The sequence below is a fragment of the Marilutibacter penaei genome, from assembly GCF_014145395.1.
Taxonomy (GTDB): Bacteria; Pseudomonadota; Gammaproteobacteria; order Xanthomonadales; family Xanthomonadaceae; genus Marilutibacter; species Marilutibacter penaei.
The window spans coordinates 209,279-227,847 of the sequence record NZ_JACHTE010000005.1 but is presented as its reverse complement, the minus strand read 5'-3'; the positions used below and the strand labels follow the sequence as shown (position 1 = coordinate 227,847).

3 protein-coding genes are annotated in these 18,569 nt (G+C 66.7%); all 3 read left to right on the top strand.

From position 1 onward, the window contains the following. Nucleotides 1-621 (top strand): DUF3800 domain-containing protein, encoded by a 621-nt coding sequence (locus tag H4F99_RS08490; protein ID WP_182669304.1) that lies wholly within the window; start codon nt 1-3, stop codon nt 619-621. A 195-nt stretch (nt 622-816) separates the two neighbouring features. Then, on the top strand, nt 817-3,390 hold the full coding sequence (locus H4F99_RS08485; protein WP_182669303.1) for a DEAD/DEAH box helicase: 2,574 nt from the start codon (nt 817-819) through the stop codon (nt 3,388-3,390). 695 nt (nt 3,391-4,085) lie between these two features. Further along, the gene (locus tag H4F99_RS08480) at nt 4,086-18,557 is read left to right on the top strand and encodes a DUF7507 domain-containing protein (RefSeq protein WP_182669302.1); all 14,472 of its coding nucleotides are present in this window, start codon (nt 4,086-4,088) and stop codon (nt 18,555-18,557) included. The last annotated feature ends 12 nt before the right edge of the window (nt 18,558-18,569 follow it).

Here is an 18,569-nt window from a genome sequence, read left to right as displayed (position 1 = left end):
GTGCTGGTGCTGATCGACGAGAGCGGCGACCCCGGCTTCAAGCTGGTGCGCGGTTCGTCGTCGCACTTCGTGATCGCCATGGTGGTGTTCGACGACTTCGCCGAGGCTGAACGCACCAGCGCGGCGATCGGCACGCTACGCCAGCAGCTGGCGCTGAAGGCCGAGTTCAAGTTCTCCAAGTGCCACGACGACATCAAGGATGCGTTCTTCGACTGCGTGCGTGGCTGCCGCTTCAGCGTGCGGGCTCTGGTGGTGGACAAGTCGGCGATCTACAGCGAGAACCTGCGCGAGCGCAAGGAGCTGTTCTACAACTTCTTCGTCAAACTGCTGCTGGCGAACGACCACGGCGTGCTGACCGATGCGCGGATCAAGATCGACGGCAGCGGTGACCGTCGTTTCAAGAACGAGCTCAATACCTACCTGCGGCACCAGCTGCAGCCGGGCCAGGTGCGGAGCATCCGTTTCGCCGAGTCGCACCGCGACAACCTGATCCAGTTGGCGGACATGGCCTCGGGCGCCATCTTCCGCTCATACCGGGCGGATGACCGCAAGCATGCGGACCGTTGGCGGCAGGTGCTGGCGCGTGCGGGGAGGCTGGGGGACGTATGGGATTTCCGCTAGCCCAAAAGACGAAGGGAGCGACGTGGTCGCTCCCTTGTCCGCACCTTCGGCCTAGTCGGGCGATTGCCCGGCAAGCACACCATACGGAGACGGTTCGGTCCGAAGGGGCTCGGTACCGGGCATCTTACGGAATTCCGTTGCCGTTGCAAGCGCCACGAGGCGCATGCCGACGGGGAGAGGAGTGAGGAAAAATCAATGAAATTCAAGGATTTTCAGGAAAATGTGCTGGCCACCCTGAGCCTTTATCTGAACGCACTTTCGGATCAGGCGGCCATGTCGGCCAAGCAGGCGGCATTGGCGGCCGAGCATCCCGATGCCGGTATCCAGGTGGCGGACTTCACCCGGAAGGCCTGGGACGCCATGGCTGCGGCAGGGAAGCTGCCGGCCGCGCGCGCCGAAGTTCCCTTCAGCCCGCGCGTCAGCGGCGCCGGCAAGCCTGTGCCCAATGTCTGCCTCAAGGTACCCACCGGCGGCGGCAAGACGTTGCTGGCGGCGGCGAGCATCTCGCGAATTCTGGGCCAGTGGCAGCGGCAGCGCACTGGCTTTGTCCTGTGGATTTGCCCCAACGAGGCGATCTACTCACAAACCCGCAAGGCACTGCGCGACCGCGAGCACCCCTACCGCCACATGCTCGACCAGGCCAGCGGCGGCCGCACCCGGATTCTGGAGAAGGATGATCCGCTGAATCGTGCCGACGTGGACGGCAACCTGTGCGTGATGCTGCTGATGCTGCAGTCGGCCAATCGCGAGACCAAGGAATCGCTGCGGCTGTTCCGCGACCGCGGCAGCGTGCATGGCTTCTTCCCGGCGGCGGACGACCGCGACGGTCATGCCCGCTGGCTGGAAGACGTGCCCAACCTCGACTATTACAGCGACGTGGCCCTGCACTGGCACGTGGTCAAGGATTCGCTGGGCAATGCGCTGCGCGCGATCCGTCCCATCGTGGTTTTGGACGAGGGGCACAAGGGTTACTCGAAGCTGGCGATGGACACGCTGTACGGGTTCAACCCCAGTTTCGTGCTGGAGCTGTCCGCGACGCCGGCCGACCGGCCGAAGGACTCTCCGCCGGTGTACAGCAACTGGCTGTGCGACGTGCGCGGCACCGACCTTGACGACGAGGACATGATCAAGCTGCCGATCAACGTCGCGGTGAAGGCCGGCAAGGACTGGCGCGCCTGCCTGCGCGAGTCGTTGGCGCAGCTCGACGCCCTGCAGGCCGATGCGGAACGCCTGCATGCCGATTGCGCACGCTACATCCGGCCGATCTGCCTGGTGCAGGTGGAGCGGACCGGCAAGGACCAGCGCGACGGCAGCCACGTGCATAGCGAGGATGCATTCGAGTACCTGATGACGCTGGGCCTGCGCGAGGACCAGATTGCGATCAAGAGCGCCGAGCGCGACGACCTGAAGGCGCCCGAGCGGCAGGACCTGACCAGCCCGACCAATCCGGTGCGCTTCATCATCACCAAGTCGGCGCTGCAGGAAGGATGGGACTGCCCGTTCGCCTACGTGCTGTGCTCGCTGGCGTCGGTCAGCAGCAAGGGCGCGCTCACGCAGCTGATCGGCCGCATCCTGCGCCAGCCGGATACCGAGAAGACCGGGATCGCTTCGCTCGACGAATGCTACGTGCTGTGCGTGCACAGCAAGACCAAGGACGTGATCGCCGCCATCAAGAACGGATTGGAGCAGGACGGCATGGGCGACCTTGCCACCCAGGTCAAGACCAGGGACGGCGGCGACACCGGCGACAGCACCACCATGAAGCGCCGCAAGGGCATGGAGTCGTTGCGTATCTTCCTGCCTTTGGTGCGCTGGGTCGAGGACGGCCGGGTGCGTGACCTGGATTACGAAATGGATTTGTTGTGGCGGACCGATCCGCTGGCCATCGACATGGCGCCGCTGGCGAAGCGGTTGGCCACGGGGGATGCGCAGGCCGCATCGCACTTCATGCGTATCGGCCTTGTGGAAGGCCGCGAGTTACTGGAGGTGCAGGACCGGGACAGTGTCGGGGAGACCCCCGGTTTCGATCCGGTGCATGCGTGCCGCGCCATCAGCGACCTGGTACCCAATGCGTGGCAGGCGCGGACGCTGGTGGACGGGCTGCTGACCGAGCTGGCGGGGGCGGGAGTGGATGTCTCGAAGATCGGCGAACGCGCCGGATTGATCATCGACCAGTTGCGGTTGCATCTGGAAGCGGCGCTGGACGCGATGGCCGAGGCGATCTTTCGCGACGAGATCGCAACGGGGCGGGTGCAGTTCAGCCTGCACACCGATGGACGCAACTACCAGGTGCCCGAGACCTTCGAAGCTGCTCTCGCCAAGCCCCTGCGCGGTCTGTTGCGCGACGATGGCGTACAGGCGGAAAAGAGCCTGTTCGTGCCGGCCACCGAGGACGGACTCAATGGCCTGGAGCGCAACGTGGCCTGCTATGTGGATGGGAAGGCCGCGACCCACTGGTGGTTCCGCAACGTGGCGCGCAGCCAGTACGGGCTGCAGGGCTGGCGCAAGCACAAGGTGTACCCGGACCTTGTGGTGGCCGTGCGCCAGGAAGGCGCCAGCGAGCGCGTGCTGGTCCTGGAGACCAAGGGCCAGCACCTAGATAACCCCGATTCGCGCTACAAGCGCGACCTCTTGGACCTGCTGAGCGGCAACTACAGTGGCCAGGTAGTCGGCGACATGGCGTTGGACCTCGGCGACAACCGCGCGTTGCACTGCGAACTCGTGCTGGAGAACGATTGGCAGGTGCGCTTGGCCGCGCTGACCCACTGACTTGGCGGTACACCAGCGGTACGCCGCGCAGTTTTTGTGCGCTGCAATAAGCTAACGCAAATTATTGATCTTCAAGTAAAACCGGCTAACAAGAGCTAACGCCAACTTCCCTTATGAATCAGTAAGTTACTGATTCATAAGGGAACTTTTAATCCGCTGGTCGTTGGTTCGAATCCAACACGACCCACCACTTTTTCTTCTTTTTCCCCATCCCGGTCCCGGGCCGCCGTGGCGGGGCGCACCTGTCTGCGCAGCCCAGGGCCCTGTCTGTCATCACAGGAATTTGTCATCGGGACGTGTATCCATGACCCGGCGCTGCGGGTGCCAGTCGAAGCCAGGCGACCTGCGTGCAGTGGAACGAGGGTATCCGGTGCTGTCACGGTGCCGGGACGCAGCAGGTCCGGGGTGCCGCAGCCTGATGGGGAGCCCGGGGGTTTCGGTACGATGCGAAAACGTGACGAACAGCGTCATTTTTTGACGTCTATTGTCTGGTGACGTGTGTGATGTCATTGTTTTGAGCGAGTTTGTTAGTGCTTTGTGATGCGCAGCTATATAATTTGTGATCACTGGCACACATCTTGCTGCAGTGCACGTAGTGGGGTGGTCCGGGAGCGCCATTGATGCGGCGCGAGGGTCCGGATGGGGTCGGGTTCTTCTGGAGTGGTCGAGTGTCTGCAACTTTCGAATGGGGTTTCATGATGGGTCGTCGTTTTTCCCTCGCGCTGGGCGCCTTGCTTCTTGCGCTCGCCGCGTCGCCCGTCTCCGCCCAGACTGCAAGCAACACCGCCAGCATCGCGCCTCCTGCCGGGGTGACCGATCCCGACACCAGCAACAACAGCGCGACCGACACCGATGACATCGTGCGTGAGGCCGACCTGGCCCTGGTCAAGTCCGCATCGCCAGATCCGGTGCTGGTAGGCGGTGTCCTGACCTACACGATCGAGGTAACGAACAACGGCCCGTCGGCAATCGTCCCAGCGGACGAGCTGCAGATGATCGAAGTACTGCCGGCGGGTCTGTCTTCCTGCAGCTATACGCCCTCGGAAGGCACCTATACGCTCGATGCAGGTGGTGCGGGTGTCGACACCTGGACGGGTGTGGGCCTCCCGTCAGGTAGCGCGGTGACACTCATCGTCGCCTGTACCGTCGACGCAAATGCAGCTTCCAGCCTGACCAACCAGGCCCAGATCAGCGTGCCGTCGACCATCACCGATCCAATCGGACCCAACAACAACGGTGCCGCGACGGTGATCGTGGAGGCGTCGGCGGACCTTGCCGTCACCAAGGACGACGGCAGCGCCACCTATGTGCCGGGCTCGACCACGACCTACACCGTCGTCGTCACCAACAATGGCCCGTCCGCCGCCAGCAATGTGCTGATCTCCGATCCGCAGCCCACCGGCGCGGTCACGCCCACCTTCACCAGTTGGACCTGCAGCGCCGCCGGCGGGGCGAGCTGTCCCAATGCGAGCGGCAATGGCAGCATCGCCGAAACCGTGCCGAGCCTGCCCGATGGCGGCAGCCTGACCTATTCCATCGTCGCGGCCATCCCTTCGGGTGCCGTGGATCCGCTGACGAACACAGTCACGGTCAGTTCGGACACCAGCGATCCGACGCCGGACAACAATACGGCCAGCGATACCGACACCGCCGCGGCGAGCGCGGATGCCGAGATCATCAAGTCCCTGGCGACGCCAAATCCGGCCGTGCCGGGCCAGACGGTCAGCTGGACCCTCAACGTCAACAATCTCGGGCCCTCGGATACCGGTGTCACTGTGACCGACACGGTGCCGTCGTCGGTCACCGGCCTGTCGCTCAGCGGGCCCAACGCCGCCGCCTGCAGCATCGCCGGCCAGGTGATCACCTGTACGGTGCCGAGCCTGTCGTCCGGGACGGGAGGGGAGGTCACCGTATCGGGCACCCTGGATATCGGTGCCACCGGTGATCTCGTGAACACCGCTGAAGTCACCACCACGGCGACCGATCCGGTTCCGGGCAACAACACGTCCACCTCGACGACCCCGATCATCGCGTCCAGCAACAGCGTGGCGAAGACGGCATCGCCGGCCTCGGGTTCGGCGGTCCGTATCGGCGACGTCATCACCTACACGCTGACGACCACCATTGCCGATTCCGCCACCACCGCGGACATCGTGCTGACCGACACCCTCGACGCCGGGCTGACCCCCAGCGCTGCGCTGCCCAGCGAATGTTCCCGCTCGGGCCAGGTGCTGACCTGCACCGTGCCGGCGGGCGCGCCGATCGGCGACTACGTCATCACCTACAACGCGGTCGTCAACTCCAGCGCGGGCGCGACCGTGGGCAACAACGTCACCGGTGGCGACGCCTGCCCGACCTCGTGCGCCACCACGCACACCGTCTATCGCGACATCTCGTTGACCAAGACCTGGACCAATCCGGTCGATGGCGATGCGGTGAGCTTGAGCATCGCCGGCACGGTGATCGACAACGCCCAGGGCAGTTCGACCGCGGGTGCAGGCACCACGCCGGCGACGGCGAAGGGCGCGCCGGGTGCCACGATCACCCTGAGCGAGGCGTTCTCGACGGGGGTGGCCGCCGACTATGGCAGCACCCTTTCGTGTACCCGCGTCGCGGATGGCGGCAGCCTGACGGTTTCCGGCTCTGGACTGAGCGGCAGCTTCACCATGCCGGACGACAGCGCGGTCAGCTGTGAGTTCAACAACGCGCGCACCGAGGTCCAGCTCACACTGTCCAAGCAGTGGATCAACGCGCTGCCGGGCGACACCGCTGACCTCAGCACCAGCGGCTTCAGCAACGACGTCTCCTTCCAGTCGACTGCCGACTCGACTGGCAACAACGTGTCCATCGGTACGCCGGTGACGGTGTATGCGGGTGATTCCGGGACGATCAGCGAAGCGCTGAGCAACCCCGGCAACTACAACGCGGAACTGGCCTGCTCCGGCAACACCCAGCCCGTGGGCGGCAACAACACGTTGACGATCGATCCGGCCGATAACGCCATCGAGTGCACGTGGACCAATGAGCGCAAGCCGGTCAACCTGGTCATCCAGAAGACCTGGCTGAACGCTGCCATCGGCGAGGCCGCGCAGGTCACCGCCACCGGCAGCTCGACGACGCCGATCGAGCTCGATTCCGTGGCCGACACGGCATCGGAAACCGACAACGCGCAGTTCCAGGTCTATGCGGGCGAGACCATCGTGCTCGCGGAAACGTTCGGTACCCCGGCCAATGCGGCCAACTACGACAGCGTGCTGAATTGTTCGGGTACCAGCGGGCTGTCCGGCAACACCCTGACGGTGGATGCCAGCGACACCGACATCACCTGTACCTTCACCAACACCCGTCGGTCGGCGACCCTGCAACTCGCCAAGGCCTGGGGCCCCGGTGCCGCGACCGGAGACGTGGCCCAGATCGGCGCGACCACCGGGCTGGTCAACAACACCTCGGCGTTCACCGCGACCGCGCCGACCGGCGACAACAGCGGCCCGGCCGTCACCGTCTTCGCCGGCGAGCAGGCGACCCTGCCCGAGGAGACCATGGCCGGCGGGCCTGCCGTGCTCGACACCTACCAGGTGGCGCTGTCCTGCTCGGGCGGCAGCCTGTCCGGCAGCGACGGCAAGTCGGTGAACACGCTGGACATCCAGGCCAGCGATGAGGGTGCCAGCATCGTCTGCACCTATACCAATACCCGCATCCCCACCACCCTGACGCTGCAGAAGGTGTGGTTGAACGCGATTGCCGGCGATTCGGTCGAAGTCGTCGCGGACCGCGCCGCCGGCGGACTGAACGCAGCGACGGTACTGTCCACTGCAAGTGGCGGCGCCACGCAGACGGACACCGGCGCTACCGTCGACATCTATGCCGGCGACGTCATCCAGATGGGCGAGTCGTTCACCAACGGCACCAGCAACAACTACGACATCAGCATTGACTGCACCAACACCAGTGGCTTCGTCCTGGGCAGCGCCGGCGCGGGCGGCACGTTGACGGTCGGACCCAACGATGGCCCCATTACCTGTACCTGGACCAATGACCGCAAGAGCGCGCAGCTGATCGTGCGCAAGGTCTGGGGCGGGCCGAGCCCGGGTGCCAGCGTCGATATCCCGGCCAGCACCGGCTTCACCAACAATACGCCTGCCTTCAGTTCCGACTTCCCCAACACCACCACGGTGGGTCCGGTCGAAGTGTTCGTGGAAGAGGTCGGCAGCCTGGGAGGCGAATCCTTCACCGTGGGCGACCCGGGTGATTTCGATACCACGGTGACCTGCGACGGTAGCGACACGGATCCGTCCAACGGCTTGGCCATCAACCTCGGCGATGTCGGCAACACCGTTACCTGCACCTACAGCAACACCTTCGTCCAGCGTCACGAGCTGACGGTCGACAAGAGCAGCGCCTCGACCGTGACCCAGGCGGGCGATGTCGTCACCTACGCCATCACCGTCACCAACACCGGCAATGTCCCGGTCAACGACGTCACCGTCACCGATCCGCTGCCCGGCCTGACCCTGGGCACCTGCACGCCTGCGCTTCCCGCCGACCTGGCGGTGGGCGCCAGCGTCACCTGCAGCGCGACCTACACCGTCACCCAGGCCGACATCGACCGCAACGGTTCCAGCGACGGCAGCGACGACGGCAACATCAGCAACACCGCGACCGCGTCCGGCACCACCGACGGCGGCGATCCGGTCAATGGCGACGACAACGAGGACGTGCCGTTGCCGCCGCAGCAATTCACCGGCGACTTCGCCAAGAGCGGCGCCCTGCTGCCCGATGCGGACGGCAATGGCGTCGGCAGTGTCGGCGATGTCATCGAGTACACCTTCACCGTCAAGAATACCGGCAACAGCACCATCACGGCGGTCGACATCAGCGATCCGCTGCTTCCGAACCTGAGCTGCGATGCCTCGCCGCCGATCCTGCCCGGGCAGACGGTGACCTTCGGTACGCAGCCGCCCGCGGACGTGGCCTGTACCGGCAACACCTACACCATCACCCAGGACGACATCGACAACCAGGGCGGTGGCGATGGCGACATCGACAACATCGCCGAGCTTGTGCCGACCGGCCCCAATGGCGGCACGATCCCACCGATTCCGGCCACCGACCAGACGCCGATCGATCCGCCATTGCCTGACATCGAGATCGACAAGACCGCGAACCCGACCAGCGTCGACTCGGTGGGCGATGTCGTGACCTACACGTTCGAGGTCACCAACACCGGCAACGTCACCTTGAGCGACGTGACCATCACCGACACCATGTTCGGCCTCAGCGATCTCGACTGCGCCCCGGATACGCTGCCGACCGTCCTTGCCCCCGGGCAATCGGTGACCTGCACCGCGACCTATACCGTTACCCAGGCGGACATCGATGCGGGCGGCACGATCCACAACACTGCCACGGCAAGCGGCGAGCACAACGGCACCGAGACCGACGACAGCGATCCGGCCGACGTCAATGTCGATCCGGGCCCGGGTCGGGCTGAGCTCGTCAAGAGTGGCGATCTGGCCGACACCGATGGTGACGGGCGGGCGGATGCCGGCGAGGTCATCACCTATACCTTCTCGGTGAACAACCCCGGTCCGCGTACCCTGCGGGACCTGCGGATCACCAACGACACCCTGCTGGGCGCCGGGCTGACCTGCAACCCGATCGCCGCGCTGGGTCCTGGGCAGAGCGCGACCTTCTCGTGCACCGGCAATACCTACACCGTGACCCAGGCCGACATCGACGCCAACGGCGCGCCCGTGGGCGGCACCGGCTTCGTGAACAACACGGTCAGCGAACGGGCCGAGTACGTGGACGGCGGAACGACCGTTGAAGTCACCGACACCGCCGACGCGGCGCAGGAGCTTGCCCCGCAGGTGACGCAGATGCAGGTCTTCAAGACCGCCACGCCGCAGTCGGTATCCGTGGCCGGTGACCAGATCACCTATGTGTTCGAGGTGGAAAACCTTGGCAACGTCACGTTGTCCAACCTGGTCCTCACCGATGCATGGTTGCCGTCGCTCGCCTGCGACGCGATCCCCACGCTGGCGCCCGGCGACACGGCGACGTTCACCTGCACCGCGGGCGACGTTTACACCGTGACCCAGGCCGACATCGACCTCGGTGGCGCGACCGACCTCAACCCGGGCAACGGGCGCCTGGAGAACGAAGCCACCGTCACGGCCGAGCGGCCCGATGGCACCACCCTGCAGGCCAGTGTGCTGGAAGAGGTGACCCTGCCGGTTCGCCAGCAGGGCATGACCCTCGTGAAGGCCGCCGACGTCAGCACCGTGAGCGCACCGGGCATCATCAACTACACCTTCACCGTCACCAACACCGGCAACGTCACGATCCACGATCTCGACGTTTCCGATCCGACCCTGGGCTTGTCCTGCCCGACCGTCGCGAGCCTTGCGCCGGGTGCGGACGTGAGCTTCGGCGGGGCCGGTTCAGGGGCCGACCAGATCTGTACGGGAACGACACGCACCGTCGACCAGGCCACCATCGATGCCGGCGGCACGCTGGACAACACCGCGACCGCGACCGGCCAGACCGAGGTGGGGGCGGGCACACCGTTGACAGTCGACGACACGCTGCGGATACGGATCGACCAGAATCCGGTGCTCGACTTCGACAAGGTGGCCGATGTCACCGTCGTCAACGATCCGGGCGACGTCATCACCTACACCATCACCGGTACGAACACCGGGAACGTCACGCTGACCAACCTGGTGGTGACCGACCCGCTCGTTGCCGCGACCCTGAGCTGCACCCCGGCCAGCCCGATCGCCAGCCTGGCGCCGGGCGACGGCTTCGTCTGCACGGGCACCTACGTCGCCACCCAGACCGACTTCGACACGCGTGGCGGCGGTGATGGCGTCATCGAGAACACCGCGAATGCGACCTGGGACGGCGGCACGACGGATGCCGGTGCCGACGTCGACATCGCGCCGCAGCAGCAGTCGCTCACCATCGACAAGACCGCGGGCACGCCCAGCGTGGACCAGGGCGCCGACCCTGCGGCCACCGATGCCGGCGACACCATCACCTATACCTTCGTGGTGACCAACACCGGCAACGTCACACTGAGTGACATCGGGATCACGGACCCGAAGCTGGACGCGCCGGCCACCTGCGACAAGGTCGACATCCCGGCCACGTCGCCGCCCGATTCGGTGACGACCTGCACCGGCGTGCACACCATCACGCAGGCCGAAATGGACGTGGGCGTGGTCAACAACAGCGCGACCGCGCAGGGCACGCCGCCCGGGAGCAACCGCATCAGCTCGCAGCCGGACACGGCGAATGTCACCTTGCCGCGCAATGCCGCGATCGAGCTGACCAAGACCGCCGGTGCCCCCACCGTTGATCAGGGTGCGCTGCCTGCGGTGACGGACGCTGGCGACCAGATCACCTATGCCTTCTCGGTGGAGAACGTGGGCAACGTGTCGGTGCGCAGCATCGACGTGACCGATACCCTCATGCCGGGTGTCGATCTGGTGTGCGCGCCGCTGACACTGCCACCCGGTGGCGTCGCCGACTGCGGCACCGCGACCTACACGCTCACGCAGGGCGACATCGACGCGGGCATCGTGACCAACGATGCCACGGCCACGGGGCTCGACCCCACGGACGCCGCCGTCACCGACGACGATGCGGTGGACGTGCCACTGCCGGCGACTCCCGTGCTGGCCATGGTCAAGACCGCCAATCCGACCACGGTCGCCGCAGCCAATGACAGCGTGACCTATACCTTCCAGGTCACCAACCAGGGCAACGTGACCGTGTCCGGGCTGGTCATCAACGAGGTCAGCTTCTCCGGCACCGGCAGCCTGTCCGCCATCACCTGCAATGCGACGAGCCTGGCGCCACAGGCCAGCACGACCTGTACCGCCACCTATGCGGTGACCCAGGCCGACATCGATGCCGGCAGCATCACCAATGTCGCGAATGCGTCCGGTACCGCCCCGGATGCCACGGCCGTCACCAGTCCGGATGACGACGCAACCGTGACGGTGGATCTCGATCCGGAGCTGACCGTCACCAAGACCGCGTCGCTGGACGATCCGAACGGGAACACGACGGCGGACGCGGGCGAGGTGATCACCTACACGGTGACGGTGCAGAACACCGGCAACGTGACGCTGGCCAACCTGGCGGTGACGGATGCGTTCGAAGGCGGCGCGCCGACGACGCTGGCATGCAGCCCGGCAACGCTGGCGCCGAACGACACCGCGACCTGCACGACGTACACGCACACGGTGACGCAGGCCGAAGTGGACGCGGGCGGCACGCTGGACAACGTGGCGACGGCGACGGCCGACCCGCCGGCCGGCGCGGCGGTGACCGGCGACGACGACGCATCGGTGCCGCTGACGGCGGCGGCGCCGGACCAGACGATCGTGAAGTCGCTGACCTCGAACGCGGACGAAGACGGCAGCACGGACGTGAGCCTGAACGACACGCTGACCTACACGGTGACGGTGACCAACACCGGCAACGTGACGCTGCCGACGGTGGTGGTGACCGACAGCCTGATCACGCCCGACACGCAGACCTGCACGAACGTGGCGCCTGGTGGCACGTGCGTGCTGGTGGGCACCTACGTGGTGCAGCAGTCGGACGTGGATGCCGGCCAGGTGGAGAACACCGCGACGGGCGAGAGCAACGCCTGCCCGGTGGGCGACACGACGGAAGGCAAGTGCATCACGCCGCCGAACATCGTGCCGGTGCCGCGTGACGCCGAGCTGGTGGTGACCAAGGCCGCGTCGCTGGACGACCCGAACGGGAACACGACTGCAGACGCGGGCGAGGTGATCACCTACACGGTGACGGTGCAGAACACCGGCAACGTGACGCTGGCCAACCTGGCGGTGACGGACGCGTTCGAAGGCGGCGCGCCGACGACGTTGACGTGCAGCCCGACGACGCTGGCCCCGAACGACATCGCGACCTGCACGGCGTACACGCACACGGTGACGCAGGCCGAGGTGGACGCGGGCGGGACGCTGGACAACGTGGCGACGGCGACGGCCGACCCGCCGGCCGGTGCGGCGGTGGACGGCACCGACAGCAAGAGCGTGCCGCTGACGGCGGCGACACCGGACCAGACGATCGTGAAGTCGTTGACGTCGAACGCGGACGAGGACGGCAGCACGGACGTGAGCCTGAACGACACGCTGACCTACACGGTGACGGTGACCAACACCGGCAACGTGACGCTGCCGACGGTGGTGGTGACCGACAGCCTGATCACGCCCGACACGCAGACCTGCACGAACGTGGCGCCGGGCGGCACGTGCGAGCTGGTGGGCACCTACGTGGTGCAGCAGAGCGACGTGGATGCGGGCGAGGTGGTGAACACCGCGACGGGCGGAAGCAACGCCTGCCCGGTCGGCGACGCGACGGAAGGCAAGTGCATCACGCCGCCGAACATCGTGCCGGTGCCGCGTGATGCCGAGCTGGTGGTCACCAAGACCGCGTCGCTGGACGATCCGAACGGGAACACGACGGCGGATGCGGGCGAGGTGATCACCTACACGGTGTCGGTGCAGAACACCGGCAACGTGACGCTGGCCAACCTGGCGGTGACGGACGCGTTCGAAGGCGGCGCGCCGACGACGTTGACGTGCAGCCCGACGACGCTGGCCCCGAACGACATCGCGACCTGCACGGCGTACACGCACACGGTGACGCAGGCCGAGGTGGACGCGGGCGGGACGCTGGACAACGTGGCGACGGCGACGGCGGATCCGCCGGCCGGTGCGGCGGTGGACGGCACCGACAGCAAGAGCGTGCCGCTGACGGCGGCGACACCGGACCAGACGATCGTGAAGTCGTTGACGTCGAACGCGGACGAGGACGGCAGCACGGACGTGAGCCTGAACGACACGCTGACCTACACGGTGACGGTGACCAACACCGGCAACGTGACGCTGCCGACGGTGGTGGTGACCGACAGCCTGATCACGCCCGACACGCAGACCTGCACGAACGTGGCGCCGGGCGGCACGTGCGAGCTGGTGGGCACCTACGTGGTGCAGCAGAGCGACGTGGATGCGGGCGAGGTGGTGAACACCGCGACGGGCGGAAGCAACGCCTGCCCGGCCGGCGACGCGACGGAAGGCAAGTGCATCACGCCGCCGAACATCGTGCCGGTGCCGCGTGACGCCGAGCTGGTGGTCACCAAGACCGCGTCGCTGGACGATCCGAACGGGAACACGACGGCGGATGCGGGCGAGGTGATCACCTACACGGTGTCGGTGCAGAACACCGGCAACGTGACGCTGGCCAACCTGGCGGTGACGGACGCGTTCGAAGGCGGCGCGCCGACGACGTTGACGTGCAGCCCGACGACGCTGGCCCCGAACGACATCGCGACCTGCACGGCGTACACGCACACGGTGACGCAGGCCGAGGTGGACGCGGGCGGGACGCTGGACAACGTGGCGACGGCGACGGCCGACCCGCCGGCCGGTGCGGCGGTGGACGGCACCGACAGCAAGAGCGTGCCGCTGACGGCGGCGGCGCCGGACCAGACGATCGTGAAGTCGTTGACGTCGAACGCGGACGAGGACGGCAGCACGGACGTGAGCCTGAACGACACGCTGACCTACACGGTGACGGTGACCAACACCGGCAACGTGACGCTGCCGACGGTGGTGGTGACCGACAGCCTGATCACGCCCGACACGCAGACCTGCACGAACGTGGCGCCGGGCGGCACGTGCGAGCTGGTGGGCACCTACGTGGTGCAGCAGAGCGACGTGGATGCGGGCGAGGTGGTGAACACCGCGACGGGCGGAAGCAACGCCTGCCCGGTCGGCGACGCGACGCAAGGCAAGTGCATCACGCCGCCGAACATCGTGCCGGTGCCGCGTGACGCCGAGCTGACACTTGTCAAGACGGTCACCCCGACCACGGCGACGGCGGCTGGCGACATCGTGGCGTACAGCTTCGAAGTCACCAACAGCGGCAACGTGACGATCACCGGCGTGTCGATCAACGAGACGGTGTTCAGCGGCACGGGCACTGTACCGGTGATCAGCTGTCCGCCGGGTCCGTTGGCGCCGGGTGCGACGAAGACCTGCACCAGCACCGACTACGTGGTGACCCAGGCGGACGTGAACGCGGGCGTGGTGGACAACACCGCGCAGGCGACCGGCAATGATCCGGCAGGCAACGCGATCGCCAGCCCGGACGCCAGCGCGCAGGTAACGATCGCTTCGAACCCCGCACTGACGCTTGTCAAGACGGTCACTCCGACCACGGCAGCGGTGGCTGGCGACATCGTGGCGTACAGCTTCGAAGTCACCAACAGCGGCAACGTGACGGTCACCGGCGTGTCGATCAACGAGACGGTGTTCAGCGGCACGGGCACGGCACCGGTGATCAGCTGTCCGCCGGGTCCGCTGGCGCCGGGTGCGACGAAGACCTGCACCAGCACCGACTACGTGGTGACCCAGGCGGACGTGAACGCGGGCGTGGTGGACAACACCGCGCAGGCGACCGGCAATGATCCGGGAGGCAACGCGATCGCCAGCCCGGACGCCAGCGCGCAGGTAACGATCGCATCGGCCCCGGCGTTGACGCTGGCCAAGACCGCAACGGTCGCCGACACCAACGGTGACGGACTCGTTGGCAATGCCGGCGACACCATCACCTATGCCTTCAGCATGGAGAACACCGGCAACGTCTCGTTGGCACCGGTCACCGTGACCGATCCGCTGCTGCCGTCGCTGGCATGCTCGGTGACGACACTGGATCCCGGCCAGACCGCGAGCTGCACGGCCACGGGCAACACCTACGTCATCACCGTGGCGGACGAGGCCAATGGCAGCGTCGACAACACGGCGACCGCGACCGGCGATGCTCCCGGAACCGCAACCGACCCGACCGCCAACGGGTCTGCGAGCACTCCGACGACGGTTACGCCAGCCGCCATCAGCGTGGTCAAGACCTCCGATCCGCCGTCCGGTGACGAGGTGGCACCGGGCGACAGCCTGGAGTTCACCGTCACCGTCACCGTGGCGGATGCGGCACTCCACGAGGCGGTCACGATCACCGATACGCTGGGGCCGGGGCTGAGCTTCGGGACCGTGACCAGCGCGGGCGCGTTCACCTGCAACAGCACCAGCCCGCTGGTGTGCACGCTGCCCGTCGGCACCGCGCAGGGCAGCTATCCGCTGGTCTACACCGCCACGGTCGACGCCGACGCCACCGGTTCGGTCGGCAACAGCGTGGTCGCGACGAAGCCCCCGGGCATCGATCCGGACCCGGTCTGCACGACATGCAGCACCGACCACCCGCTGGTGCCGGCGACGACGACGGTCAACAAGACCTCCGATCCGCCCTCCGGCGACATCGTCGCGCCGGGTGACACCCTGACCTTCACCCTCAGCGCGACGGTCTCCGGGTCCGCCCTGACCCAGCCCTTGACCCTCACCGACTCGTTGAGTGCCGGGATGAGCTTCGGCACGGTGACCAGCGCCGGCGATTACACCTGCTCGGGTGAACTGGTGTGCGAACTGCCCGCCGGCACCCTGCCGGGCACCTATGACGTGGTGTACACCGCCACGGTCGACGCCGATGCCACCGGCTCGGTGGCCAACAACGTGGTGGCCACCAATCCGCCGGGCGGCGATCCGGATCCGGAGTGCGTGGTCTGCTCGACCGACCATCCGGTCAGCCGTCCGTCGCTGGAAACCGCCAAGTCCATGTCCAGCTACGACGACGTCGATGGCAACGGCGAGGTCAGCACCGGTGACGTGCTCACCTACACCGTGACCGCGACCAATACCGGCAACGTGCCACTGGCCAACGTGACGATCAGTGACGCGATGATCGACCCGGCCAGCATCACCTGTCCGCTGCTTGCACCGGGCGCGGTGTGTACGCTGGAAGGCAGCTACACCGTGGTCCAGGCGGACACCGACGCCGGCCAGGTGGTCAACGAGGCGACATCGACGGCCGAACCGCCGCCGAACGTCCCGCCGTTGCCACCGGAAGCCTGTCCGGCCGGCTCGGCTTCGCCCAACTGCGAGGCGACCGATGTCACGCCGGTCATCCAGCGCCCGGCCATCGCCACCACCAAGTCCGCTGCCCTCACCGTGGACAACCAGACGCCCGATGTGGGCAACCCGGATGACGTGGTGACCTACACGGTGACGGTGACCAACACCGGCAACGTGACGCTGGCCGATGTGAGCGTGGCCGACACCTTCCAGGGCGGCACGCCCACCACCTTGACCTGCGCACCGACCACGCTGGCACCGGGACAGGTCGCGACCTGCGATGCGTACACGCACACCATCACCGAGCAGGAAGCGGCGACACCGAGCGGTGAGTTGCTCAACGAGGTGCTGGCATCGGGCGATTCCGCCTCGGGCACGGGCACCGTGACGGTCACGGCGACCGACGAGGTTGCCCTGCCGGTACAGGATGAGCCGGCCTCGGTGCGGATCATCAAGACCGCCTCGCCGCGCGACATCAATGTCGGTGACCTGGTCCGCTACACGCTGGTGATGGAGAACACCGGCGACGTGCCGGTCGTCGATGGCACCCTGATCGACACCCCGCCGGCGGGCTTCACCTATGTCGATGGTTCATTGACGGTCGAGGATGGCGACGACAACGGGCGACTGGTCGGGACCTACCCGATCCAGGTCGACCAGATCGACATCGCGGTCGGCGAGCGCGCCACGGTGGGCTACCTCCTGCGCGTCGGTGCCGGCGTGCGCCCGGGCGTGCACGTCAACAGCGCCTACCTGCGCGACGATGGCGAGACCGTGTCCAACGTCGCCACGGCCGAGGTGCAGATGGTGGCGGATCCGCTGCTGGAGGACTCGCTGATCATCGGTACCGTGTTCAACGACCGCGACGGCGACGGCTGGCAGGACAGCGCCGAGATGAGTGACGTGACCGCGCAGGGTGGTTTCGCTGCATCGGCCTATGTCGCCAACTCGACCACCGTCGATCGCGGCCAGGGACCGGTGGCCGAGCCCGACGCCAGTTCGCCACTGCTGCATGGCCTGCAGCTGGGCACCGTCAGCGGCCGCAGTTCCGAGGCCGATCCGGCCTCGGCGCACCGCGTGGTCATCAGCCAGACGCTGGCATCGGCCGATTTCACCGACGACTTCGTCCTGAGCACGGGCGAGGGCATTGAGGTGAGGATGGATGCGGCCGGCAATGTCAGTGTCGAGAACGTCGAGGGCGACGCCGCCAAGGGCCTCACCTCGGCCGCGCCGCGCATCGAGCGCCGTGTCAGCCAGGTGGCCGATGGCTACCGCGTCGACTACATCATCGAGAACGAAGGCATCGATGAACGCGGTATCCCCGGCGTACGCATCGCCACGGTCGAAGGGCTGCTGGTGGAAACCGACCAGTACGGTCGCTACCACCTGGTCGGTATCGAAGGCGGCAATGCCAGCCGCGGTCGCAACTTCATCATGAAGATCGATCCGGTCACCTTGCCGCCGGGCACCGAGTTCGTCACCGACAATCCGCAGGTGCGTCGCATCACCCCGGGTGTGCCGGTGCGCTTCGACTTCGGCGTCAAGCTGCCGCCGGGCCGCATCCAGGGCGAGGACACCGTCGAGATGGAACTGGGAGCGGTGTTGTTCGAGCCCGAAAGCGCTGTCCTGCGTGATGCCTACCTGCCGGTGATCGAGAAGATGGCCGAGCAGGTCATGGCCCACGACGGCGGCGAAGTGCTGATCGAAGCCACGGCGGAGCAGGAGGCCCTCGGCTATGCCCGCGCCAAGGCCGTGCAGGAAGCACTGTTGGCCGTGTTGCCCGCCGAGCGCACCGAAAGCCTGCAGGTCACCGTGCGCGCCAACCTGAATGACAGCGAGAGCATGCTGTTGTCGCTGGGCCTGCAGCCGGTGCTGGGCCGGATCCTGTTCGATACCGACAAGTCCACCATCAAACCGCAGTACGAGCCTGTGATCGCGAAGATCGCGGCGGACATCGAGAAGCTGGGAGGAGGCGTGATTGGAATCGTCGGCCATGCCGACAGGCGCGGAGCGGTCGAGTACAACGATGCCCTGGGCATGCGCCGGGCGAAGGCGGTCTACGAGGCCATCGCCGAAAGACTGAGCCCGGAGGCGCGCAGCAAGCTGCGGGTCGAGATCAGCGATGACCCCACGCGCCCACTCGGCATCCGCGGACAGTGATGGGAGAGCAGA

What these genes read in the sequence shown, in the direction of transcription:
- H4F99_RS08485 (WP_182669303.1), top strand. Translation starts at nt 817, where the DNA reads ATGAAATTCAAGGATTTTCAGGAAAATGTGCTGGCCACCCTGAGCCTT.
- H4F99_RS08480 (WP_182669302.1), top strand. Translation starts at nt 4,086, where the DNA reads ATGATGGGTCGTCGTTTTTCCCTCGCGCTGGGCGCCTTGCTTCTTGCG.